The 21,988-nt window shown below is 49.2% G+C and carries 19 protein-coding genes; 13 read left to right on the top strand and 6 right to left on the bottom strand.

The annotated features are described in order from the left end of the window. Nucleotides 1–224 precede the first annotated feature (224 nt). Both ACM67B_RS03795 and nudB read left to right on the top strand, forming a co-directional pair. A complete protein-coding gene (locus tag ACM67B_RS03795) occupies nucleotides 225–1,610 on the top strand; it encodes a mechanosensitive ion channel family protein (RefSeq protein ID WP_416190514.1) in 1,386 nt (461 codons plus the stop codon). Next, the gene (nudB, locus tag ACM67B_RS03790; RefSeq protein ID WP_416190207.1) at nucleotides 1,607–2,062 is read left to right on the top strand and encodes a dihydroneopterin triphosphate diphosphatase; all 456 of its coding nucleotides are present in this window, start codon (nucleotides 1,607–1,609) and stop codon (nucleotides 2,060–2,062) included. The genes ACM67B_RS03795 and nudB overlap by 4 nt, the downstream gene beginning before the upstream one ends. Before the next feature lie 81 nt (nucleotides 2,063–2,143). Here the strand turns inward: nudB and phoU are convergent, their stop codons facing one another. Next, on the bottom strand, nucleotides 2,144–2,839 hold the full coding sequence (phoU, locus tag ACM67B_RS03785; RefSeq protein ID WP_416190206.1) for a phosphate signaling complex protein PhoU: 696 nt from the start codon (nucleotides 2,837–2,839) through the stop codon (nucleotides 2,144–2,146). Between the two features lie 194 nt (nucleotides 2,840–3,033). Between phoU and ACM67B_RS03780 the strand changes: the two genes are divergently transcribed. Then, the gene (locus ACM67B_RS03780) at nucleotides 3,034–3,567 is read left to right on the top strand and encodes an inorganic diphosphatase (RefSeq protein WP_095503335.1); all 534 of its coding nucleotides are present in this window, start codon (nucleotides 3,034–3,036) and stop codon (nucleotides 3,565–3,567) included. 182 nt (nucleotides 3,568–3,749) lie between these two features. Beyond that, nucleotides 3,750–4,349, top strand: a complete 600-nt coding sequence (locus ACM67B_RS03775; RefSeq protein WP_416190205.1) for a hypothetical protein — start codon at nucleotides 3,750–3,752, stop codon at nucleotides 4,347–4,349. Nucleotides 4,350–4,576: 227 nt separating this feature from the next. Here the strand turns inward: ACM67B_RS03775 and pip are convergent, their stop codons facing one another. Then, complete coding sequence (gene pip / locus ACM67B_RS03770; protein ID WP_416190204.1) at nucleotides 4,577–5,506, bottom strand: prolyl aminopeptidase; 930 nt, start codon at nucleotides 5,504–5,506, stop codon at nucleotides 4,577–4,579. Between the two features lie 135 nt (nucleotides 5,507–5,641). Here pip and yciA point away from each other — a divergent pair, with 135 nt between their 5' ends. Together yciA and ACM67B_RS03760 are read left to right on the top strand one after the other, a co-directional pair. Further along, complete coding sequence (yciA, locus tag ACM67B_RS03765) at nucleotides 5,642–6,097, top strand: acyl-CoA thioester hydrolase YciA (RefSeq protein WP_095503339.1); 456 nt, start codon at nucleotides 5,642–5,644, stop codon at nucleotides 6,095–6,097. 2 nt (nucleotides 6,098–6,099) lie between these two features. Beyond that, a complete protein-coding gene (locus tag ACM67B_RS03760; protein WP_416190203.1) occupies nucleotides 6,100–6,456 on the top strand; it encodes an MmcQ/YjbR family DNA-binding protein in 357 nt (118 codons plus the stop codon). 222 nt (nucleotides 6,457–6,678) lie between these two features. On the opposite strand, the gene ACM67B_RS03755 is transcribed toward ACM67B_RS03760, so the two are convergent. Beyond that, nucleotides 6,679–8,094 carry a PhoH family protein gene (locus tag ACM67B_RS03755; RefSeq protein WP_416190202.1) on the bottom strand — a complete coding sequence of 472 codons (1,416 nt, stop codon included), beginning with the start codon at nucleotides 8,092–8,094 and terminating at the stop codon, nucleotides 6,679–6,681. A 183-nt stretch (nucleotides 8,095–8,277) separates the two neighbouring features. Beyond that, nucleotides 8,278–9,801, bottom strand: a complete 1,524-nt coding sequence (locus ACM67B_RS03750) for a fumarate hydratase (protein ID WP_416190201.1) — start codon at nucleotides 9,799–9,801, stop codon at nucleotides 8,278–8,280. 826 nt (nucleotides 9,802–10,627) lie between these two features. Here ACM67B_RS03750 and ACM67B_RS03745 point away from each other — a divergent pair. The 6 genes from ACM67B_RS03745 (at nucleotide 10,628) to ACM67B_RS03720 (ending at nucleotide 18,275) form a co-directional block, all read left to right on the top strand. Next, complete coding sequence (locus tag ACM67B_RS03745) at nucleotides 10,628–11,263, top strand: 2Fe-2S iron-sulfur cluster-binding protein (protein ID WP_416190200.1); 636 nt, start codon at nucleotides 10,628–10,630, stop codon at nucleotides 11,261–11,263. Between the two features lies 1 nt (nucleotide 11,264). Beyond that, a complete protein-coding gene (locus ACM67B_RS03740) occupies nucleotides 11,265–12,893 on the top strand; it encodes an FAD-binding protein (protein WP_416190199.1) in 1,629 nt (542 codons plus the stop codon). Then, entirely contained in the window at nucleotides 12,890–14,146 is a 1,257-nt protein-coding gene (locus ACM67B_RS03735; protein WP_416190198.1) for a complex I 51 kDa subunit family protein, read from the top strand. Before ACM67B_RS03740 ends, ACM67B_RS03735 begins: the two co-directional genes overlap by 4 nt. Before the next feature lie 305 nt (nucleotides 14,147–14,451). Continuing rightward, a complete protein-coding gene (locus ACM67B_RS03730) occupies nucleotides 14,452–15,933 on the top strand; it encodes a DASS family sodium-coupled anion symporter (RefSeq protein WP_416190197.1) in 1,482 nt (493 codons plus the stop codon). Nucleotides 15,934–16,042: 109 nt separating this feature from the next. Continuing rightward, entirely contained in the window at nucleotides 16,043–17,449 is a 1,407-nt protein-coding gene (gene trkA, locus ACM67B_RS03725; RefSeq protein ID WP_100563446.1) for a Trk system potassium transporter TrkA, read from the top strand. 121 nt (nucleotides 17,450–17,570) lie between these two features. After that, nucleotides 17,571–18,275 carry an SIMPL domain-containing protein gene (locus ACM67B_RS03720; RefSeq protein WP_416190196.1) on the top strand — a complete coding sequence of 235 codons (705 nt, stop codon included), beginning with the start codon at nucleotides 17,571–17,573 and terminating at the stop codon, nucleotides 18,273–18,275. Nucleotides 18,276–18,369: 94 nt separating this feature from the next. On the opposite strand, the gene ACM67B_RS03715 is transcribed toward ACM67B_RS03720, so the two are convergent. Beyond that, on the bottom strand, nucleotides 18,370–19,140 hold the full coding sequence (locus ACM67B_RS03715) for a M48 family metallopeptidase (protein WP_416190195.1): 771 nt from the start codon (nucleotides 19,138–19,140) through the stop codon (nucleotides 18,370–18,372). Between the two features lie 133 nt (nucleotides 19,141–19,273). After that, entirely contained in the window at nucleotides 19,274–20,215 is a 942-nt protein-coding gene (locus ACM67B_RS03710) for a serine hydrolase (RefSeq protein WP_095503744.1), read from the bottom strand. A gap of 272 nt (nucleotides 20,216–20,487) precedes the next feature. Between ACM67B_RS03710 and clpX the strand changes: the two genes are divergently transcribed. Beyond that, nucleotides 20,488–21,786 (top strand): ATP-dependent Clp protease ATP-binding subunit ClpX, encoded by a 1,299-nt coding sequence (gene clpX, locus ACM67B_RS03705; RefSeq protein WP_416190194.1) that lies wholly within the window; start codon nucleotides 20,488–20,490, stop codon nucleotides 21,784–21,786. Nucleotides 21,787–21,988 lie beyond the last annotated feature (202 nt).

The following is a 21,988-nucleotide window of genomic DNA, read 5'->3' as shown; positions in this document are numbered from 1 at the left end:
CTCTTGATTTCACAATAAATTCAAATAAACGGATAACTTAACCTATATATGCTTTCCTTATCGAAAGAAATGTTAAAATCCATTATCCGGCCACAGTAGTTCCTTGCTATCCCAATCCTATTTCCGACCCATTCACGAGAATGCCTATGCTTTTTTCATTTGCTCATACAGCCAAGCCTGTAACAGACGCCGCCAATCATCTTTTGGAATCGACCGGCAATGGTTTGAAAGAATTTTTCTTTAATCTGTTTGCGCGGAACCAATTTACTTCCCACCTACTGGAACGCAGCTTCGGCGAGCCGATCGGTTGGCTGGAAATCGGCATCACCATTGCGCTAATGATCACGACTTATTATTTGTCGGAATTTCTGATTCGCAAATATCCTGTACTGCCCGGTCGTAAATGGGCAAGTATCCGCCATATCGGCAACCGCTTGCTGTGGCCTTTTTTGCTGCTGATTTTTTCGATTATCGCACTTTATACATGGAACCTGTTTGAATTGCGTTCGGTATGGCTGCGCTTACTCATCATGGCTGCACGCTGGATGATTCTGATTCGCTTGGTATTGTCTTTGGTGCATGCTGCCTTGCCGAGCCATAAAGTAACCGATTGGTTGGAACGTTTCTTATCCGGTACTTTGTGGGTATGTTTCGTGATTTGGGTGTCGGGTATTGATGACTTACTCATCGATATTTTGAAAGATACCAAACTGAGTATCGGTTCGATTGACTTAAGCGTGTACACCATTCTCACCGGCTTGATGTGGGTGGCTGTGGTGTTGACATTTGCCATGTGGCTGGGCCGCCTGATTGAAGGCTGGCTGATGAAAAACGAGCACATGGATCTCAACCTGCGCATCGTGATGTCGAAAGTCGTCAAAGCATTTTTAACCGTGTTAGCGATTTTGATTGCGTTACCGCTGGTGGGCATTGATTTGACTGTATTATCGGTATTTGGTGGTGCACTTGGTGTCGGTATTGGTTTTGGCCTGCAAAAAGTGGCGAGTAACTATATTTCCGGCTTTATCATTTTGGGCGACCGCTCCATCCGCCCAGGCGACCGTTTGACAGTGGACAATTTCACCGGCTACGTCACCAAAATCACTTCGCGCTTTGTGGTCTTAAAAAGCGTCGCTGGGGGCGAAGCCTTGATTCCGAATGAGACGTTCATTACCTCGACCGTAATCAACGAATCCTACACCGCCAAATCTTTGTGGCAGAGCATCGACGTGCAAGTCGCTTACCACACCGATTTGACTTTGGCGATGAAGATTATGGAAGAAGCGGCTAAGGCACAAGAACGCATACAAACCGACCCTGCCCCCAAAGCTTTTTTAATCAGCTTTGGCGATAACGGCGTGAATCTGCGCGTCGGCTTTTGGGTAAAAGACCCGGAAAACGGCTTTGTTGGCCTGTTTTCGGCGATTTTGCTGGACGTTTGGAAACGCTTTAACGAAAGCGATATTGAGTTTCCATTCCCACAACGCGAAATCCGCATTCTTAATGAAGAGCGCGCGCCCGACAATGTCGCCATGCTGCGTGCCGGTATGGAAGTGAAAAAGGACACGCGTTCCGACCAAAATTTTGAAGCGGAACACGACGACCGATGAGCAAACCGCTGAAATACCCTGTCTCCGCCTTGGTGGTGCTGCACGATAAAGACGGCAATATTCTCTTAATCGAGCGCACCGCCCCGCAAGGCTTTTGGCAATCCGTCACCGGCAGCATCGAACCGGAAGACGACAACATCGCCGCCACCGCCAAGCGTGAAGTGCGGGAAGAAACCGGCATTTCGCTTTCAGACGGCCAATTGATTGATTGGTATGAAAGCACGGTCTATGAAATCTACCACCACTGGCGCCACCGCTACCCCAAAGGCGTGTTTGAAAACCGCGAACACATCTTCTCCGCTGAAATTCCGCGCGATACGGTCATCACGCTGCAAGCGGCGGAACATGTGGCTTATGGCTGGTTTAGCGCCGAAGAAGCGGCGGAAAAAGTGTTTTCGCCCTCCAATAAACGGGCGATTTTGGCTTTGCAAAAAAGGCTGGGGAACAAATAATCAATGCCGTCTGAACACATTTCAGACGGCATTTTTTTCGGGAAACACAGCAGATTCATCTCCCCAAACCTTCAGACGGCCTTAAAAATTCTTGTGAATCTCATTCACCGGCACGTGGCGCACATCAATCCCGCGCACCAAATAAACCACATGTTCGCAAATGTTTTTCGCATGATCGCCAATCCGCTCGGCCGCTTTGTTCATCAACATTGTTTCCATGCCAATACCGATGCTGTGCGGGTCTTCCATCATATACGTCAGCAAGGCACGCGACTGATTGTGGTAGGCCATGTCTAAAGACTTATCCAACTCATTGATTTTCAGAATGGTTTCATCATCCAAACGCGCAAACGCATCCAAAGATTGGCGCAGCATCGGCACCGTCATTTCCAACAAACGGCGCGTATCATAAAGCTGCTTGTAGCTGACATGGTGTTTCGCAATCAAACCATTGGCGTGCAAAGCGATTTTCTTGATTTCATCGCCCATACGCTCCAAATCCACAATCACGCGGCTCACGGTCAACACCAAACGTAAATCGCTGGCAGTCGGCTGGCGGCGCACCAAAATCGTTTGGCAGGCATCATCAATCGATACTTCCAACTCATTGATTTTATCGTCGTTTTGCACCACCTGCGCCAAAATTTCCTTGTTGGCATCATTGAAGGCTTCCAGAGTTTGTCCGAGCTGCTGCTCAATCAAACCGCCCATGGCCAATACATCGGTGCGCACCTGTTCCAATTCCTGATGGAAATGCGATGAAATATGCTCGGACATTCTCGTCTCCTAGATTAAGAAGCCCTTAAAATATCAGGTTATTATGACAATATTTTGACAAAAATATTTCAACGCGCATCTGTTGTCATCAATCAGCCCCTTGCCACCACACCAACCCCGCCCAAGTGTTCAGACGGCCTTTTGTTTGCTATACTTTGCCCGTTTAACCCAACCTATTTTCAAAGGAAACACACATGGCAGATTTTAACCAAATCCTGACCCCGGGCGATGTAGACGGCGGCATCATCAACGTAGTCAACGAAATCCCTTGCGGCAGCAACCACAAAATCGAATGGAACCGCAAATTAGCCGCTTTCCAACTCGACCGCGTAGAGCCTGCAATTTTCGCCAAACCGACCAACTACGGCTTTATCCCGCAAACTTTGGATGAAGACGGCGACGAACTCGACGTATTGCTGGTGACTGAGCAGCCATTGGCCACCGGCATCTTCTTAGAAGCCCGTGTGATCGGCGTGATGAAATTCGTGGACGACGGCGAAGTGGACGACAAAATCGTCTGCGTACCGGCCGACGACCGCAACAACGGCAACGCCTACCAATCACTGGCCGACCTGCCGCAACAATTAATCAAACAAATCGAATTCCACTTCAACCACTACAAAGACCTGAAAAAAGCAGGCACCACCAAAGTTGAATCTTGGGGCGATGTGGAAGAAGCCAAAAAAGTGATTAAAGAATCGATTGAGCGCTGGAACGAACAGGCTTAACAAGATTTAAATGCAGCTGATAGTTGAATTTAGTTTTAAGCAAAGCTAAGCCTACAACTACAAAAATAATCAAACGGCCATCTGAAAGGTTAATTTAGCTTTTCAGATGGCCTTTCTATCTAGTAATATCAAATTTATTAAAAATTTACTCATCCATATTTAACTCAAAACAAGGATAAAGTATGTCTTGGATAAGTAGAGAATTACAAAACAATATTCTTCATAGCTTACGTGATCAATATCCGAATCCCTTAGAATTCTGGATGCTCGAGCATTATTTAGATCATGAAAATAATGACAATATTATAAATGGTATGCAAAATTATAATGAAGAATCATCAGAGTCTGAAGATTGTTCAAGTGATGAATCTAATGAATCAATTCGGAATTTGCCATTTCAAAAAGATTTAATTAGAAATTTATTATACTTGGAAGAGCATTCGCTTATATCAATTCAAATTCTATCTCAATATGAAGATAACTTAATACCAGAAGGCTCTAGAATTAGCATAACAGCTAAAGGTATAGACTTTATAGAGCAAGATGGCGGATTATCAGCCATTCTAAATGTTGTAACTGTAAAATTGCATTCCGAGACAATCCAACAGTTATTAACTGCAAAAATTTCAGAAGCTGAAATTCCTGAAGAAGAAAAAAATCAATTAAAAGAAGCTTTAAAAACTGTACAAAACTCTGCACTAGAAACCCTTACAGAAAAAGCAATTGAAACCATTCCTGCAATGCAAGTTATTGGATTCTTAAAAGCTGTCGTCGGGCTCTAAATAAATGATAACACTTTGAAAAGTAGTAATTTTTTTACATATCTTTAAACCGTCATTCCCGCGCAGGCGGGAATCCATCTTAAATTTTAAGAGACTGATTTTATTCAAAGGTTTGTTTTTATCAAAAAATGGATTCCCGCCTGCGCGGGAATGACGCCAGTTTTATATATACCAGTGCTTTAAAAAGCCTAAAGGCCGTCTGAAATTTCAGACGGCCTTTCCCAATCTTACCAATCCGCCTTGTCCACCATCTCCGCCACCGCTTCTTTCAATACCGTATTTAACCCCTCATCAAACGAAGAATGCCCGCCCTGCACGATGCGCAATTCGGCTTCGGGAAAGGCTTGCGCCAGTTCCCATGCGCTTTGCATCGGGGTGCATAAATCGTAGCGGCCTTGACAAATGATGGTTGGGATATGGCGGATTGGATTGATGTTGTTCAAAATCGCTTTATCGCCTTGCAACCAGCCTTGATGCACAAAATAATGCGTTTCTATGCGGGCGATGGCGAGTGATTCTTGCGCGTCTTCGTCCACGTCTTTCGGTTCAAATTGCACCAAATAGCTTTCCCAATCTGCCCATGCTTTGGCCGCTTTCAGACGGCCTTGTTCGTCTTCGCCGTGTAATAATTCGTGATAAGCGGCAATCAGATTGTTGCGTTTGTGTTCGGGAATTGGGGCGAGAAGCTGCTGCCATTGCTGCGGATAAATTTGGCTGACACCACCCTGCTCGTTCAGCCAAGCGGTTTCAGACGGCCTGCACAGGAAAATGCCGCGCAACACCAATCCGGCCACGCGCTCGGGATGGGTTTGGGCATAGGCCAAGGTGCTGCCCCATGAGCCACCGAACACCAGCCATTTTTCAATGCCGAGCATGCGGCGCACGGCTTCGATGTCGGCCACCAAATCCCAAGTGGTGTTGTCTTCGATGCAGGCATAAGGCAGCGAGCGGCCGCAACCGCGTTGGTCAATGATCACAATCCGGTACACATCGGGATGAAAAAATCCGCGACACGCCGGCGAAGCGCCTGCACCGGGGCCGCCGTGCAGAAAAATCACCGGCAAGCCGTCGGGATTGCCGGATTCTTCCCAATAAATTTGATGGCGTGCGGATACGGGCAATAAGCCGCTGCGGTGCGGTTCGCGAATCGGGTGCATGGGAAAATCCTGATTTGAAGTGAAACAAAATTTTAGCATTGAAAACAGGCCGTCTGAAAGTCGGGATAAAGGTTTCAGACGGCCTGTTTTCATCGTAAAATAAAGTTTGATTGGTATGACAACAAAGGAAGAAACATGAGCGAAAATCAAACCACACACGCCAAGCCCGAAGGCGAATTGATGCTGCGCACGGTCGCGCGGCCAAAAGACACCAACACCAATTTAGATGTGTTCGGCGGCTGGATTATGTCGCAGATGGATTTGGGCGGTGGCATTTTAGCGGCGGAAATCGCGCAGGGGCGGATTGTCACGGTTTCGGTACAGGAAATGAGTTTTCTGCGGCCGGTCAAAGTCGGCCATGTGGTCGGCGTGTATGCGCGTTGTTTGGGCGTGGGCAATACCTCGCTGAAAATCGAAGTGGAAGTGTGGGTGAAACCATTTGTCGCCGATGAGCCGAATATTCCGCTTGAGCTGGTCACAGAAGCGGTATTCACCTTCGTTGCCATTGACCACGAAGGCCGTCCGCGCCCGATTCCACGCGACAATAATCCGCGCTTGGATGCATTTCTATCGCCGAAACAGGCCGTCTGAATATGAATCAGGCAACTTTATTCAGCGGCATTGCAAAGCGCTTCGGCGCCGAGCCGCAGTATTTGTGGGCGAAATTTCCCAAATACGCCGTGTTCCGCCATGCTGATGGCAAACAGAAATGGTTCGGCGCTTATCTGCCGGTGGCTGCTGAAAAAATCGGTCGCAAAGGCGCTGGCAATGTGGCTTTGCTAAACGTGAAATGCCCGCCGGAAATGGTCGGCAGCTTGCGGCAGATGCCAGGCGTTTTGCCGGCTTACCACATGAACAAAACGCATTGGGTGAGCTTGGTTTTAGCGGAAGTAGATGCGGATTTGGTGTGGGAATTGCTGGCGCAAAGTTTTGCGCTGACGCAAAAGTGATGAAATGTGCCTCTCTTTTTTGGGAAAATAAAATGCCGTCTGAAACATTTCAGACGGCATGAGACCTTTGCAAAACCCCAGATTTGAGTGCAGTTCGAAGTTATAGCAGCACAGAAAGCGCAGACATATCACGAAGATAGGCAAGCTTTCGAGCAGCGCATAACGAAGAAATGTGCCAAAGATGGGGAGTTTGCAAAGGTCTCGGCATGATTATTCTTTAGCCTACAACACTTCCACCGCAAAATCCGACAAGCGTGATCGCTCGCCTTGTTGCAGTGTAATATGGCCGTAATGCTGCCAACCTTTAAACCGCTCCACAACATAACTTAAGCCGCTGCTGCCTTCGGTGAGATACGGCGTGTCGATTTGTGCCAAATTACCCAAACACACCACTTTCGTGCCTTTGCCTGCACGCGTAATCAGGGTTTTCATCTGCTTGGCGGTCAGGTTTTGCGCTTCATCGATGATGACGAATTTGTTTTGAAACGTGCGCCCGCGCATAAAATTAAGCGAGCGCACTTTAATGCGGGCGCGGATTAAGTCGGACGTGGCTTTTTTCGCCCACGCGCTGAATTCGTCACCATCGTTTTGCTGGGTCAATACTTCCAAATTGTCTTCCAACGCGCCCATCCACGGATTCATTTTCTCTTCTTCCGTGCCCGGTAAAAAACCGATGTCTTCGCCCACCGGTACGGTGATGCGGGTCATGATGATTTCGTTGTAGCGCTTGTCATCAAAGGTTTGCGTCAACGCGGCAGCAAGCGTCAGCAGCGTTTTGCCGGTGCCGGCCTGTCCTAAAATCGTTACCAAATCGATTTCGGGATCCATCAATAAATTTAAGGCAAAGTTTTGTTCGCGGTTGCGGGCGGAAATGCCGAATACATTGTTGCGGCCGCTGTAATCTTTTAAGGTTTCGAGCAACACTTTGCCGTGGTTCTGCTCGATAACACGTGCGCTCAAAGGCGGTTCGCCGTGTTCATCCACCAATAATTCGTTGAGCAGTAAATGCGGCGTATCATTGCCTTCGATGTGGTAATAGGCGCGGCCATTTTCCTGCCATGAATTCAAATGCGTGCCGTTGTTTGCCCAAAATTCCGGCGTGAGCCTGCGCAAACCGCTGTATAAAATATCGCTGTCTTCCAATACGTTATCGTTGATGTAGTCTTCGGCATTCAAACCCAACGTACGCGCTTTGATGCGGATATTGATGTCTTTCGACACTAGCGCGACATAATCGTAATCGCCGCAAATTCGATGCGACAGGCTCATCACCACCGCCAAAATCTGATTATCGCCGGTTTGCCCACTCAATACTTCGGGCAAATCGGCTTGCAGCATTTCGGTTTGCAGCAACAATTTACCTTTGGCATCGACATGCCCCAATACATTCAGCGCAATGCCCTGATGCAGCCCGTGCGGCTCGGCATTAAGCAATTCATCCAGATAACGGCTGGTCTGACGGGCATTACGCGCCACGTCGGACGAGCCTTTTTTATGGTTGTCCATTTCCTCCAAGGTCACCATTGGAATGAAAATGTCGTGTTCCTGAAAACGGAACAGGCAAGACGGGTCGTGCAACATCACATTGGTATCGAGAATAAACAGCTTGCGGCCGCCACCAGTGAGCTTTGGAGACATTGTGTGTTCCTTTTATGGTTGTGGTGAAATCGGCTTCAGTTTGGCAAAGCTGTGTTACAGCGGCATGAAAACAATATAGACGCCTTGATTTTAATAGGTTTATAGATGAATTGATTGTGACAAATATGAAAAAGGCCGTCTGAAAACTCTGTTTTCAGACGGCCTTTGATGATTTAAACCTGATTAGCTTTCCACCGGAATAATACCGATTTTGGCTTGCCATTGTTTCGGCGCGATGGCGTGGATGGATTGGCCGTCGCTGTCGACTGCTACCGTTACCGGCATGTCTTTGACGTCAAACTCGTAAATGGCTTCCATGCCCAATTCTGGGAACGCCAACACTTTTGCGCCTTTGATGGCTTTAGCCACCAGATAGGCCGCGCCGCCCACCGCCATCAGATACACGGCTTTGTTGTCGGCAATGGCTTCGCAAGTGGCGGCACCGCGCTCGGATTTGCCGATCATGCCGAGCAGGCCGGTTTGTTCCAGCATTTGGCGGGTGAATTTATCCATGCGTGTCGCGGTGGTCGGACCGGCCGGGCCCACTACTTCATCGCCCACCGGATCAACCGGGCCTACGTAGTAAATCAGGCGGTTGGTGAAATCAACCGGCAATTGCTCGCCTTTGTTCAGCATATCCACCATGCGTTTGTGCGCGGCATCGCGGCCGGTCAAGATTTTACCGTTGAGCAGCAATACGTCGCCGGTTTTCCATGTGGCCACTTCTTCTTTGGTCAGGTTGTTTACGTCAACGCGTTTGCCGTTGTCGGGATTGTAGGTGATGTCCGGCCAGTCTTCTACGCTCGGCGGGGTGAGTTCTACCGGACCTGAACCGTCCAATTCAAATTCAACGTGGCGGGTTGCCGCGCAGTTTGGAATCATGGCAATCGGTTTAGAAGCGGCATGGGTTGGGTAATCCAAGATTTTCACGTCCAATACGGTAGTCAAGCCGCCCAAGCCTTGTGCGCCAATACCCAATGCGTTGACTTTTTCAAACAATTCCAAACGCAGCGCTTCAGTGGTCGACAATTCGGCACCTGATGCGGCTTTGGCTTGCAAATCTTGAATGTCGATGTGATCCATCAACGATTCTTTGGCCATCAACACGGCTTTTTCAGGGGTACCGCCGATACCGATGCCCAAAATGCCCGGCGGACACCAGCCCGCGCCCATGGTTGGAATGGTTTTCAGCACCCAATCGACGATGTTGTCAGAAGGGTTGAGCATCGCCAATTTGGATTTGTTTTCCGAGCCGCCGCCTTTGGCCGCACAGGTCACTTCTACTTTGTCGCCCGGCGCAATGCTCATGTGAATCACGGCCGGTGTGTTGTCTTTGGTGTTTTGGCGTTTGCCCGCAGGGTCGGCCAATACGGAAGCGCGCAAGGTGTTGCCTTCCCAAGTGTAGGCACGGCGCACGCCTTCGTTTACCATGTCTTCCACGCTCATTTCGGCATCCCATTGCACATTCATGCCGACTTTCAAAAACACGGTGGCAATGCCGGTATCTTGGCAAATCGGACGGTGGCCTTCGGCACACATGCGGCTGTTGACCAAGATTTGCGTCATCGCATCTTTGGCCGCCGGATTTTCCTCTTTCTGCCACGCCTGATACAACGCGTCGATGTAATCTTTCGGGTGGTAATAGCTGATAAACTGGAAGGCATCGCAAATGCTGCGGATGAAATCCTCTTGTTTGATGATGGTCATGGCAGTTCCTTTTTAGATAAAAAAGTTTGGTTTGTGTTGTTGTGGGCAGAGTCTGTTTTCAGACGGCCTATTGGTAGGCTGTATAGTGCTTGTTTTTAAGGCAGAAAAACAGTCTGCATTTGCTAATCTTTTGATTTTACTTTAATTTAATAATTGATAAATTTACTCAGAATTTGAGAACATGAATCTTTTATCTGGGCACCAATTTGGAATAATCTTACATTTCATCAAGGCTATGGTTAAGCTTTGCCTATGCCGCCCCATCACTCGGATAACTGGCTGTTTTCAAGCCTAATTCGCTATCACCCTGTTTTCAGACGGCCTTTTTGGATAATGTAAACTACACAATCGCAAAATTTTTGTCATCTTTTTAACGGCAGCGTTTGACCAACATCAAGTTACATTCAATTAATGAAATTAAATAACACAGCAATCCATCAGCCTTAAATAAATTTTTTTATAATAATATTCAATAAATTATAAAAATATCTGATTTATAAATAATGAGATTTATTCTTAAACATCATCGTAATTTTCTTCAATTTCTATCTATCATGAAATTATTTTTCTTTGATAATCAGTTTTTTAGTGTTTAGGTGGCCTAAAATCACGCTTTTTTTGTTCACAACCCTTCAGACGGCCTCATTACCTCTCCGTGTCATCCCATCGACTTCGATTTCTGCTACACTTATTCCATCAAATAAGCCTTGATTTATAATGAAAAATTCCTGACAAGTTTACTCAGATTTAAAAAATCAAAGCCAAGTAATAAAAATACAAAGCAACACACTACCATTACTTTTTTCTTTTCAACAGGACACAACCCATGAGTGATTTGATTACCCTCACCATCGACGGCCACGAAGTACACGCTTCGCCCGACTCGTCCATTATTCAGGCCTACGCCCGTGCCGGCAGCGCGATTACCGCCAATGTCGGCTGTATGGGTCAAGGCGTGTGCGGCTCATGCCGCTGCATGGTGCGCAAAGAAGGTGAACGCGATGTCACCACCGCCCTTGCCTGCGAAACTAAAGTCGAAGCCGGTATGCAGGTGAGCTTTATTGATTACTTTATCCCTGAGCATATTCAGTATTACGACATCAAAGAAATCGGCGACGGCTGGAACTGGCTCGACGACACCGCCAAATCTTTCCCCGAAGCGCAAAACTGCCGTCACTGCGGTGGCTGCAACCGCGCCTGCCCGAAAGGCTTGCAGGTTGAAAACGGTGTGGCACAAGTGGTCTTGGGTGATTTTGGAGCGGCAGCCGATACCTTCGACCAATGCGTGATGTGTAATTTATGCACGCTGGCCTGCCCTGAGCATATCCGCCCCAACCACTTGGGCTTGTTTGCCCGCCGCATGAAAGCCGCGCGTACATTACGTCCGGTAGATTTAATGCGCCGTCTGCGCGAAATCGACAGCGGCAAAATGCGCGTGGAATTTGAAGAGGAGGCCGTCTGAAATGGAAAAGCAAGTAACCGGTATTGATTACGAAACCGCATTGGCCAATCTGCGTGCCTCATCATTGGAAATGCGCACCGATTTGCCGCCGAAAGACGAATTATTAAGCCGCTTCCACCCCGATTACCAACCAAGCGCACGCGTGAAGCTGCCGATTGGCCCGAATGCCGGCGACTATTGTCACCCTGATTTGGCCAAACTCTTAATCAGCCAGCCCTTGATTGACGATTACGATTTATCGCGTGCCGAACACGTTCACACTGATGTATTGGTGATTGGCGGCGGCGGTGCAGGTGCGGCGGCGGCGTTGTCGGCCAGCGAAACCGGTGCCCGCGTGATGATGGCGAACAAACTGCGTATCGGCGACAGCAACACCGTGATGGCCGAAGGCGGCATCCAAGCAGCTGTCGGCGCAGAAGACAGCCTGCAGCAACACTTCGATGACACCATCAAAGGCGGCCACAACGCGGCAAAAAAAGCCTTGGTCGCACAAATGGTCACCGATGCGCCATCGGCCATCCGTTGGCTGATTGGCTTGGGCATGACCTTTGATTTGGCGCAAGGTGCCGACAGCAACGGCCATTTGAGCCGCAAACGCGCCGGCGGCACCACCGTGCCACGCATTCTGCACTACCGCGACTTTACCGGCTTGGAAATGATGCGCGTGTTGCGTGAAGCGGTGGAGCTCGACGAAAACATCACCCAGCTCAACCGCCATCCGGCCATTGAATTGTTGTCTGACGAACACGGCCGCTGTGTCGGTGCGATTTTGTACGATTTGGAAAAACGCAGCCTGCTGTTGGTACACGCCAAATCTGTGGTGTTGGCAACCGGCGGTTCAGGCCGTCTGCATTTGCAGGGTTTTGCCACGTCCAATCACTACGGCGCCACCGCCGATGGTTTGGTGATGGCCTACCGCATCGGCGTGAAATTGCGCGATGTCGATTCCTTCCAATACCACCCGACCGGCGTGGCGCATCCGCCGCATTTGGCCGGTGCGTTGATTTCGGAAGCCGTGCGTTCGGCAGGCACCAAATTGGTCAACGGTTTGGGCGAGCGTTTTGTGGATGAACTGCAACCGCGAGACGTGGTTGCCGCTGCGATTTTGCGTGAAGTGGCCGAAGGCCGAGGCGTGGTGCGCGACGGTCAAGTCGGCGTGTTCTTAGACACCCCGCGCCTGATTGAAAACGATCCCGAAGTGTTGAACCGCTTGGTGACTTTAGGCCACGTTGCCCACAAATGCGGCGTGAATCCCAAAGTCGAACCAATGATGATTCACCCGACGCTGCACTACCAAAACGGCGGCATGGAAATCAACAGCGACGGCTCAACCACCGTACCGGGCTTATACGCGGCAGGCGAAGTGACCGGCGGCATTCACGGCCGCAACCGCCTGATGGGCAATGCCCTGCTCGACATCATCAGCTTCGGCCGACGTGCCGGTGTGGCAGCAGCCAACTGCGGCTTACCATTGAAAAAAGTGCGCGGTGGTGTTGATCATGTGCATGATTTGCAACGTGAAATGACCCGCGCCGGTTTGACCAGCGATGTCAAAGCGCCGGTATTGTATCCGGATTACGGCACATTCGATTTACGCGAACACGCAGGCTTGCAGGAGGTGCAATCATGAATCAGGCCAACCAAAACTTATTACACCCTGCCCGCCGAGTGGGCGCGGATTTAGCCGCTTGGCGCAATGTCGGCGGCGGCGAAGGCTTGTTGGCGGCATTGGCCGACCCGCAAAACATTGTGTCCAAGCTGCAAGAAGCCAACTTGTGCGGCATGGGCGGTGCGGGTTTCCCGACTTGGCGCAAATGGGAAGCAGCGGTCGCAGCGCAAAGCAAAAACGGCGACAAATATGTTGTGTGCAACGCCAATGAAGACGAACCGGGTACGTTTAAAGACCGCGTCTTACTGGCACAAACCCCGCACCAAGTCATTGAAGGCGTGTTGATTGCGGCGGTTGCCTGTCGCGCCAACAAAGCGGTGTTATATGTGAACCCGCACCAAACCGAATCAATTGCTTCCTTGATTCCAGCGATTGAGCAATGGAAACAAAGCGATTTGTTTATCCGCATTGAAAACTATTTGGGCAAACCTTTGGATTTGCAGCTGGTGGAAACATCCGGCCGCTACATCGGTGGCGAAGAAACCGCGGTGATTTCATGGCTGGAAGGCGGTTTCCCGTTCCCACGCCGCAAGCCGCCATTTCCTGCCGAAAGCGGTGTTAACGGCGAACCAACGCTGATTAACAACACCGAAACTTTCGCCAATATCCCGCAAATTTTGGCCAAAGGCGCAGAATGGTACCGCAGCTTGGGCTTGGGCGATGCGGTGGGCACCAAGCTGTATTCGCTATCGGGCGACGTGTTGAACCCGGGCTTATACGAATTACCGATGGGCACCACGCTTTACACGCTGATTTTTGAATACGGCGGCGGTATGCTCGAAGGCCGCACCTTCAAAGCCGTGTTTACCGGCGGCCCGTCAAATACCTTGCTGACGGCCAAAGATTTGGATGTGCCACTGGATTTTGTGTCCGTGCGCGAACGCAAATCCAGTCTCGGCACCGGTGCGATGATTGTGATTTCGGAAGGCACCAGCGTGGTGCGTAAAGTGTCGGAATACGTGGAATTTTTCGCGGCCAACTCTTGCGGCCAATGCCCGCCGTGCAAAGGCGGCACCTTCCAATTGTCGCGACTGCTTAACCGCGTGGATACCGGCATCGGTACCGCCGACGACTTGCGCGCTTTGCAAAGCCTGTGCCAACTGTTGCCAAGAAGCGGCCGCTGCGGCTTGATTGACGGCGCAGTCACCGTATTGCAAAGCTCATTGCGTACCTTCCCGGAAGAATACGGTTTGGCGCCGAGCGAACACGAGTAAACCCGCTTTCAGACGGCCTTAAAACCTTTGTTGTTTAAAAAGGCCGTCTGAAAATTGATGTATGTCATCAATCCTTTTAGTGTTGGCTAAGAGCTCAGACGGCCTCAAAGTTTTGCGCTATGATGCCGCCTGAATCGCTACCAAACATAAAAACCACACCAAAACAGGCTGCCTAGTTTCTTTCAAGGCCGTCTGACAAACATAAGAAAAACATCAAACTGCACATTCTTTTAATCTTTCAGACGGCCTGATGAAAAAGGCCGTCTGAAAACAGTTTTGACGATACTTCTGATTGGAGATGAAACATGGGTTTTAAACCTATCCCTGCGGCGGTCGCGCTGGCGCTGACGCTGCTGATTTGGTTCGGCATTCCGGTGCCGGAAGGTGTGTCACCGCAAGCGTGGCATTTGTTGGCATTGTTTGTCGGCATCATCGCGGGCATCATCGGCAAAGCCATGCCGATTGGTGCGATGGCGATGTTGGCGATTACTTTGGTGGCGCTCACCGGTGTGACCGTGCCTGAATTGGTGGAAGGCCAACCGGTGAAAAATCCGGCCGGCCAAGCCATGAAAGATGCCTTGAGCAGCTTGAACAACTCGCTGATTTGGATGATTGGTGTCGCCATCATGATTTCACGCGGCCTGTTGAAAACGGGCTTGGGCGCACGCATCGGTTATCTGTTGATTTCATGGTTCGGCAAACGCACCTTGGGCGTGGGCTACAGCTTGGCGATTGCCGATTTGTTCATCGCACCGGTTACCCCGAGTAACACCGCACGCGGTGGCGCGATTGTGCACCCGATTATGAAATCCATTGCCTTGAGCTTTGATTCCAATCCGGAAAACGGTACAGAAGGCAAAATCGGTAAATATCTGGCTTTGGTCAACTATCACGCCAACATCATTACCTGCTGTATCTTCATTACCGCCACCGCGCCTAACCCTTTGGTGGTCGAGCTGGTTGCCAAAGCCACCAATTCCGACATTCACCTGACTTGGGGCACTTGGTTTATGGCCATGGTCGTGCCGGGCTTGGTTGCCTTGCTGATTATGCCGATTGTGCTGTATTTCCTGTATCCGCCTGAAATTAAGCAAACGCCGAATGCCACTGCGTTAGCCAAAGAAGAATTGCACAAAATGGGCCCGATGCAACGCAACGAAAAAATCATGCTGGGCATTTTCCTGTTGCTGCTGGTGTTATGGGCAGGTGTGCCGGAAATGCTGTTCGGTGTGAAAATCGACGCTACGGCCACTACTTTCTTGGGCTTTTCATTGTGCCTGCTCACCGGTGTATTGACTTGGGAAGACGCACTGAAAGAAAAAGGCGCATGGGATACCATCGTTTGGTTTGCCGCCTTGGTGATGATGGCCAACTTCTTAAACAAATTGGGCTTAATCGGCTGGCTGTCTGATTACCTGCAAGCCGGTATTTCCAGTATGGGCTTGGATTGGGTCGGCGGTTGTGCCTTATTGGTGGCGGCTTATGTGTATTCACACTATATGTTCGCCAGCGGCACCGCCCACGTCACTGCCATGTTCGGTGCATTCTACGGCGCAGGTTTGGCCTTGGGCGCACCACCGATGCTGTTTGCCTTGGTGATGGCTGCTTCGACCGGCATCATGATGTCGCTGACCCACTACGCTTCCGGTTCATCTCCGGTGATTTACGGCTCTAATTTCGTTACCATGCAGGAATGGTGGAAAGCAGGCTTTATCATGAGCGTGTTGGAATTGCTGATTTTCGGCACCATCGGCATCATGTGGTGGAAGGTGCTGGGCTACTGGTAATCACTCCGGTAAACTGACCTGAAATCGACAAAGGCCGTCTGAAAACTTCGTTTTCAGACGGCCTTTGTTATACAATAAACGCATTCTGTTTCTCTCAAATTCAATCACCGTGAAAATCCTGATTCTCGGCAGCGGCCAAGTCGGCTCGACCGTTGCCCAAAACCTTGCTTCCCTGCCCAGCAACGATGTGACCATTGTCGATGTCGATGAAAAAGCCCTGCATCTGCTCAGCAGCAAGCTCGATGTGCAAACCATTATTGGCAACGGAGCATCGCCTTCCGTATTGGAACGCGCTGCCGCTGCTGATTCCGATTTGCTGCTCGCACTGACCCGCAGTGACGAAACCAACATCGTTGCCTGTAAAATCGCTGCCGATATTTTCAACGTACCCAACCGCATCGCGCGCGTGCGTTCGAGTGAGTATTTGGAATACAGTTTTCCCAATAAAGAAGGCGAGGACAGCAACAGCCTGAACATCTTCGACATCACCGAAACCATCAGCCCCGAACAATTGGTGACCGAACAATTGGTCGGTCTGCTCAGCTACAATAGCGCATTACAGGTCTTGAACTTTGCCGACAATAAAGTGCAGATGGTCATTGTGCAGGCGCGACAAGGCGGTTTGCTGGTCGGCAAGGAAATCGCTGACATCAACGCCCACCTACCCGAAGGCATCGACTGCCAAATCTGCGCCATCTACCGCAACAACCGCCTGATTGTGCCATCATCGAAAACCGTGATTATCGAAGGCGATGAAGTATTTTTTGTCGCCAACATCGACAATATTGATGCCATCATCCGCGAATTGCGGCCGAAAGAGCAACGCAGCCGCCGCATCATGATTGCCGGCGGCGGCAACATCGGTTACCGCTTGGCCAAAAAGCTGGAAAACAAATACGACATCAAAATCATCGAATACAATGCCACCCGCGCCGAATGGTTGGCAGAAAATCTCGACAATACCTTGGTGCTGCACGGCTCGGCCAATGACGAATCGCTGCTCAACGAAGAATACATCGACGAAATCGATATTTATTGTGCACTGACCAACGACGATGAAAACAACATCATGTCGAGCCTGTTGGCCAAAAATCTCGGCGCCAAGCGCGTGATTGCCATCGTCAACCGCTCCAGCTACGTTGATTTATTAGAAGGCAACAAAATCGATATTGTGGTTTCACCGCACTTAACCACCATCGGATCGATTCTGGCGCATATCCGCCGCGGCGACGTGGTGGCCGTGCATCCACTGCGCCGCGGTACGGCTGAAGCAATTGAAGTGATTGTGCACGGCGATGAAAACACTTCCGCCATTGTCGGCCGCAAAATCAGCGATGTTGATTGGCCGACCGGCTGCCATTTTGCGGCCTTGGTGCGCGGTGAAGAAGTGATTATGGGACACCACACCGATGAAATCCTGCAAGAAGGTGACCATGTGATTTTCTTCGTTTCCCGCCGCCGTGTGTTGCGCGAATTGGAAAAACTGATTCAAGTGAAAATGGGCTTCTTTGGCTAACCAACCAGCGCGTAAAATATGATAAAGGCCGTCTGAAACACATTCTTTCAGATGGCCTTACACCATTTTGCATAACAATATGCTAGATTATTACCTTATAACATCCCCAAAAGGAAAAGCCATGCTCCGCCCGACCTTAACTGCTTTATTACTCGCTGCCCTGCCTGTAGCCGCCGAGCCTTTACATTACAACATCGTTGAATTCTCCGAAAGCGCCGTAATGGAAGTACCGCGCGACACCATGACCGCCCGTTTCCAAGTACGCGCCGAGGGTAAAGAGCGACAAGCGGTGAATGCTGCCTTTATCAAAAAATTCAACAGTTTTAACCGCCAAGCCAAAAACAGCGCCTTCAAAACTGAATTGCTCAGCCGCAATGTTTCGCCGCGTTATCAATACACCAACGGCAAACGCACCCAAACCGGCTGGGAAGAACGCGCTGATTTCAAAGTAGAAAGCAAAGACTTCACCGCGCTCAACCGCCTGATCGCCGACACCCAAAATGATGCCCATCTCCAATACACTCATTTCAGCGTATCCAAAGAAAAACGCGAATCGGTGATTGACGAAGTGAGCAAGTCCGCCATCACCCGCTTCAAACAACGCGCCCAAACCTTGGCAGAAACCTTAGGCCACCGCGATTACAAAATCGTTAAAATCAACTTAGGCCACATCGGAAGCAACAGCGTGCAATCAGAAAACATGACAGCAGGCAGAATGTACCGCGCCGCCGCACCGGCACCTGCCATGATGGCGGATACAGTAGAAACTACCTCACCGGGTTCGGAAGAAATCAGCATTACGGTTGATGGTTCGATTCAGATGTAAGCTTTCACACGGCATCAGCAGCTTCATGATAAAAGGCCGTCTGAAACAGATTATTCGTTTCAGGCGGCCTCCTTATTGCTATTCAATCTTCCAATCAGCGTTTGCTGCGCTCGTAAATTGGCATCACTTCCGGCAACATTTTACGGATAGCACTAATACGCGCATCGTTGGCCGGATGGGTCGACAATACTGAAATCGACGTACCGCTTTGCGCTTGATTCATTTTCTGCCAAACGCTGATGGCCGCTTGCGGATTGTAACCGGCCTGCGCCATCAAGCGCACACCGCCGGCATCGGCTTCATTTTCCTGACGGCGTGAAAACGGTTTTGTCGCCGCTAAATCCGTACCCAAACCAATCAAACTGCCATCAACACCAGTGGCGCTTGCCAAAATCGAACCGCCCAAACCGGTCAACACTTGGCCGCCGATGGCTTTTTTGCTGTGTTCCAATAAGGCATGGGTCATTTCATGGCCGACCACAGCTGCAATTTCATCATCAGTAAGCTTCAAGCGCTCGACCATGCCGGTATACATTGCCATTTTTCCGCCCGGCATCGCCCATGCGTTCATTTCGTTGCTGCGAATCACGCTCATCTGCCAGTTAAACGGCACACCCGTGCGGTTGGCCTGATTGGCGTATGGTTTCATACGGTTGAATACGGCATGCACGCGGCGCGCAGTTTGTGAAGTCGTATCCAAAATGCGTTGGCTTTGTGCCTTTTGCATGACCTGTGTGTAATTTTTTGCTGCAGCCTCGTTCAAGGTAGCTGAATCATAGCCGACCATGTCCGCTACTGAAGTACAACCGCTCACTGCCAATACAGCAGCAGTTAACCAAGCATAGTGTTTATTCTGAATCGTCATCAATGGCTCCCAGTTAATGTACACAATATAACGTGTGAATGCGGTTTGTTCAAATACTTTTCATACGCAAAAAGGCCGTCTGAACCCTTCTATCTTACCGATAATCTTCAGACGGCCTTTCTTAATCACATCATTAAGAACGGGTTTGCAACATCCACGATTGGATACTGCGTGCATCTTTAACACGTAGTACCGAGCTTGGTGAATTCAACAAAACGATGGTCACTGGCTGGTTTTGTACATTCGCCTTCACTACCATCGAGCGGCCTGATTCACGGATATAACCCGTTTTTTGCAACTCAATATTCCATGCGCCTTCACGCACTAAGGCATTGGAATTTTTGTAATTCTGGCGACCGCGCACAGTCTGGACAGAACCATAGTTAGAAGTTGAATTTGTACGGATCAGCGGATATTTGCTGGCTGCCGCAACCAGACGGCTCAAGTCATGTGCCGTTGACACATTACGAAAATCCAAACCGGTTGGCTCATAAAAACGGCTGTTGTACATACCCAAGCTTTGCGCCTTGGCATTCATCGCCGCCACAAATGCACTCATGCCGCCCGGATAAGTGCGACCCAACGCATGCGTGGCGCGGTTTTCACTGCTCATCAGACTTAAATGCAGTAATTCACTACGCGGTAATGTAGTACCGATACTGAGCCGGCTGCCGGTACCTTTCAAGCGGTCAATCTCAGCCGGTGTAATCTCAACCATTTGATTCATGTCCAATTTGGCATCCAAAATCACAATCGCACTCATCAATTTTGAAATCGACGCAATCGGCATCACGCGGTTGGCGTTTTTCTGATACAACACTTCACCCGTGCGGTTATTCAGAATCAGCGCAGATTGCGACGACAACAACGGCCCCGCCATCATGGCTTGGGCTTCTACCTTCTCAGCTTGTGTTTCGGCAAATGCGCCCAACGGGTCTTGCTGGGTTGGGAAATTCTGTTCTAGAAACTGACCCAATACATCCATATCATTGGCAGCAGCAGGAAAAGCCGTTGCTGCAAGTGTCACACCCAAGCAGGCCGCACTTAATTTGTTACACCATTTTTTTACTGACATAGCGGTATCTTTCACGGATTTGTTACAACATTTCAATTAAAATATTCCGTCATTTTCGACAATTTTTAAAAAAATGTAAAGCAAGTCATTGAATCTTTGCGTTTGTTTGCAAGTTATCCCGCCAACCTTTCACCCAATGTCGAAATTTTCGCAACAATCCGACAGCAAATTTGATAAACCCGACGATACTTATTATACTAAACAACTTTATCAAGAAATCATTCTAGGAAGATTTCCCTGCTGTCATATTAATATTTTAAAGAATAAAAACTATGTCTGAAGAAAAACGCTCATGCTCGTTCTGCGGCAAGTCAGAACATGAAGTCAAAAATTTGATTGAAGGCGAGCACGCTTTTATCTGTAACGAATGCGTGGAAACCTGCGGTGTCATGCTGCAAGATTCCGAGAGCGATAGCCCTGCCGAACCGGATGGCCCCAAAGCTGCTGAGAACGCCCCTCTGCCGACACCCGCCGAAATCGTAGCCAATCTCAACGATCACGTTATCGGGCAAGAACACGCAAAAAAAGCCTTGGCTGTTGCCGTTTACAACCATTACAAACGCTTGCGCCACCCTAAAGCCAACGGCAATGTTGAATTATCCAAATCCAATATCCTGCTGATCGGTCCGACCGGTTCGGGCAAGACCTTACTAGCCCAATCCTTGGCACGTAAATTGGACGTGCCTTTCGTAATGGCCGATGCCACTACCTTAACCGAAGCAGGTTATGTCGGTGAAGACGTAGAGCAAATCATCACCAAACTGTTGGGAAAATGTGATTTCGATGTCGAAAAAGCCCAGCGCGGTATTGTGTATATTGACGAAATCGACAAAATTTCCCGTAAGAGCGACAACCCGTCTATTACCCGCGACGTATCAGGTGAAGGCGTGCAACAAGCTTTGCTGAAACTGATTGAAGGCACCGTTGCCAGCGTTCCGCCACAAGGTGGCCGTAAGCATCCGAATCAAGAATTCATCAATGTCGATACCACCAATATCCTGTTTATCTGTGGTGGCGCATTTGCCGGCTTGGAAAAAGTCATTCGCCAACGCACGGAAAAAGGCGGCATCGGCTTTGGTGCAGCAGTACACAGCAAAGATGAAAACGTCAATATTTCCGAATTATTCGAAACCGTCGAGCCGGAAGACTTAATCAAATTTGGCCTGATTCCTGAGTTAATCGGCCGCTTGCCGGTGATCGCCACTTTGGCCGAATTAGATGAAGATGCCCTGATCAATATTCTGACTGAACCGAAAAATGCTTTGGTTAAGCAATACCAAATCTTGTTCGGCATGGAAGATGTTGAATTGGAAATAGAAGAAGATGCCCTGCGCAGCATTGCCAAGCAAGCCATGGAACGCAAAACCGGCGCGCGCGGCTTACGTTCGATTGTTGAACGCTGCCTGCTCGACACCATGTATCAGCTGCCGGATTTGAAAGACGTGAAAAAAGTCGTGATTAATCAAAGCGTCATTGACAAAGGCGAAGCACCAAAATTACTGCTGGCTGACGGCAGCGAATACCAAGAGCCTAAAGCAGCGGCAAAGAAAACGCGTAAAAGCAACAAATAATCAACCATATCAGATTATTGTATCAATCAGGCCGTCTGAAAAAATCTGTTGTTTAAAGTCTTACTTTATACACAGATATTTTCAGACGGCCTAATTCTTTAATATGATAAAAAATCTTTATTACATCTTACAACAAGAGTATTTTCAATTCCTTAAAATTAGTCTATGATAATGAAGAAGGATTGTTCACAATCTTTAACGC

It is taken from the genome of Neisseria sp. CCUG17229, from assembly GCF_047839235.1.
Taxonomy (GTDB): Bacteria; Pseudomonadota; Gammaproteobacteria; order Burkholderiales; family Neisseriaceae; genus Neisseria; species Neisseria brasiliensis.
Note: the sequence above shows the minus strand (reverse complement) of the source record. Positions and strands in the feature narration are given on the sequence as shown.

Bases quoted from the DNA above. Each gene is read 5' to 3' on its own strand.
- clpX (WP_416190194.1), top strand. From the start codon at position 20,488: ATGTCTGAAGAAAAACGCTCATGCTCGTTCTGCGGCAAGTCAGAACAT.
- ACM67B_RS03740 (WP_416190199.1), top strand. From the start codon at position 11,265: ATGGAAAAGCAAGTAACCGGTATTGATTACGAAACCGCATTGGCCAAT.
- ACM67B_RS03780 (WP_095503335.1), top strand. From the start codon at position 3,034: ATGGCAGATTTTAACCAAATCCTGACCCCGGGCGATGTAGACGGCGGC.
- ACM67B_RS03710 (WP_095503744.1), bottom strand. From the start codon at position 20,215: ATGTCAGTAAAAAAATGGTGTAACAAATTAAGTGCGGCCTGCTTGGGT.
- yciA (WP_095503339.1), top strand. From the start codon at position 5,642: ATGAGCGAAAATCAAACCACACACGCCAAGCCCGAAGGCGAATTGATG.
- nudB (WP_416190207.1), top strand. From the start codon at position 1,607: ATGAGCAAACCGCTGAAATACCCTGTCTCCGCCTTGGTGGTGCTGCAC.
- ACM67B_RS03730 (WP_416190197.1), top strand. From the start codon at position 14,452: ATGGGTTTTAAACCTATCCCTGCGGCGGTCGCGCTGGCGCTGACGCTG.
- ACM67B_RS03750 (WP_416190201.1), bottom strand. From the start codon at position 9,801: ATGACCATCATCAAACAAGAGGATTTCATCCGCAGCATTTGCGATGCC.
- ACM67B_RS03775 (WP_416190205.1), top strand. From the start codon at position 3,750: ATGTCTTGGATAAGTAGAGAATTACAAAACAATATTCTTCATAGCTTA.
- ACM67B_RS03745 (WP_416190200.1), top strand. From the start codon at position 10,628: ATGAGTGATTTGATTACCCTCACCATCGACGGCCACGAAGTACACGCT.
- ACM67B_RS03715 (WP_416190195.1), bottom strand. From the start codon at position 19,140: ATGACGATTCAGAATAAACACTATGCTTGGTTAACTGCTGCTGTATTG.
- ACM67B_RS03755 (WP_416190202.1), bottom strand. From the start codon at position 8,094: ATGTCTCCAAAGCTCACTGGTGGCGGCCGCAAGCTGTTTATTCTCGAT.
- ACM67B_RS03735 (WP_416190198.1), top strand. From the start codon at position 12,890: ATGAATCAGGCCAACCAAAACTTATTACACCCTGCCCGCCGAGTGGGC.
- ACM67B_RS03760 (WP_416190203.1), top strand. From the start codon at position 6,100: ATGAATCAGGCAACTTTATTCAGCGGCATTGCAAAGCGCTTCGGCGCC.
- pip (WP_416190204.1), bottom strand. From the start codon at position 5,506: ATGCACCCGATTCGCGAACCGCACCGCAGCGGCTTATTGCCCGTATCC.
- phoU (WP_416190206.1), bottom strand. From the start codon at position 2,839: ATGTCCGAGCATATTTCATCGCATTTCCATCAGGAATTGGAACAGGTG.
- ACM67B_RS03720 (WP_416190196.1), top strand. From the start codon at position 17,571: ATGCTCCGCCCGACCTTAACTGCTTTATTACTCGCTGCCCTGCCTGTA.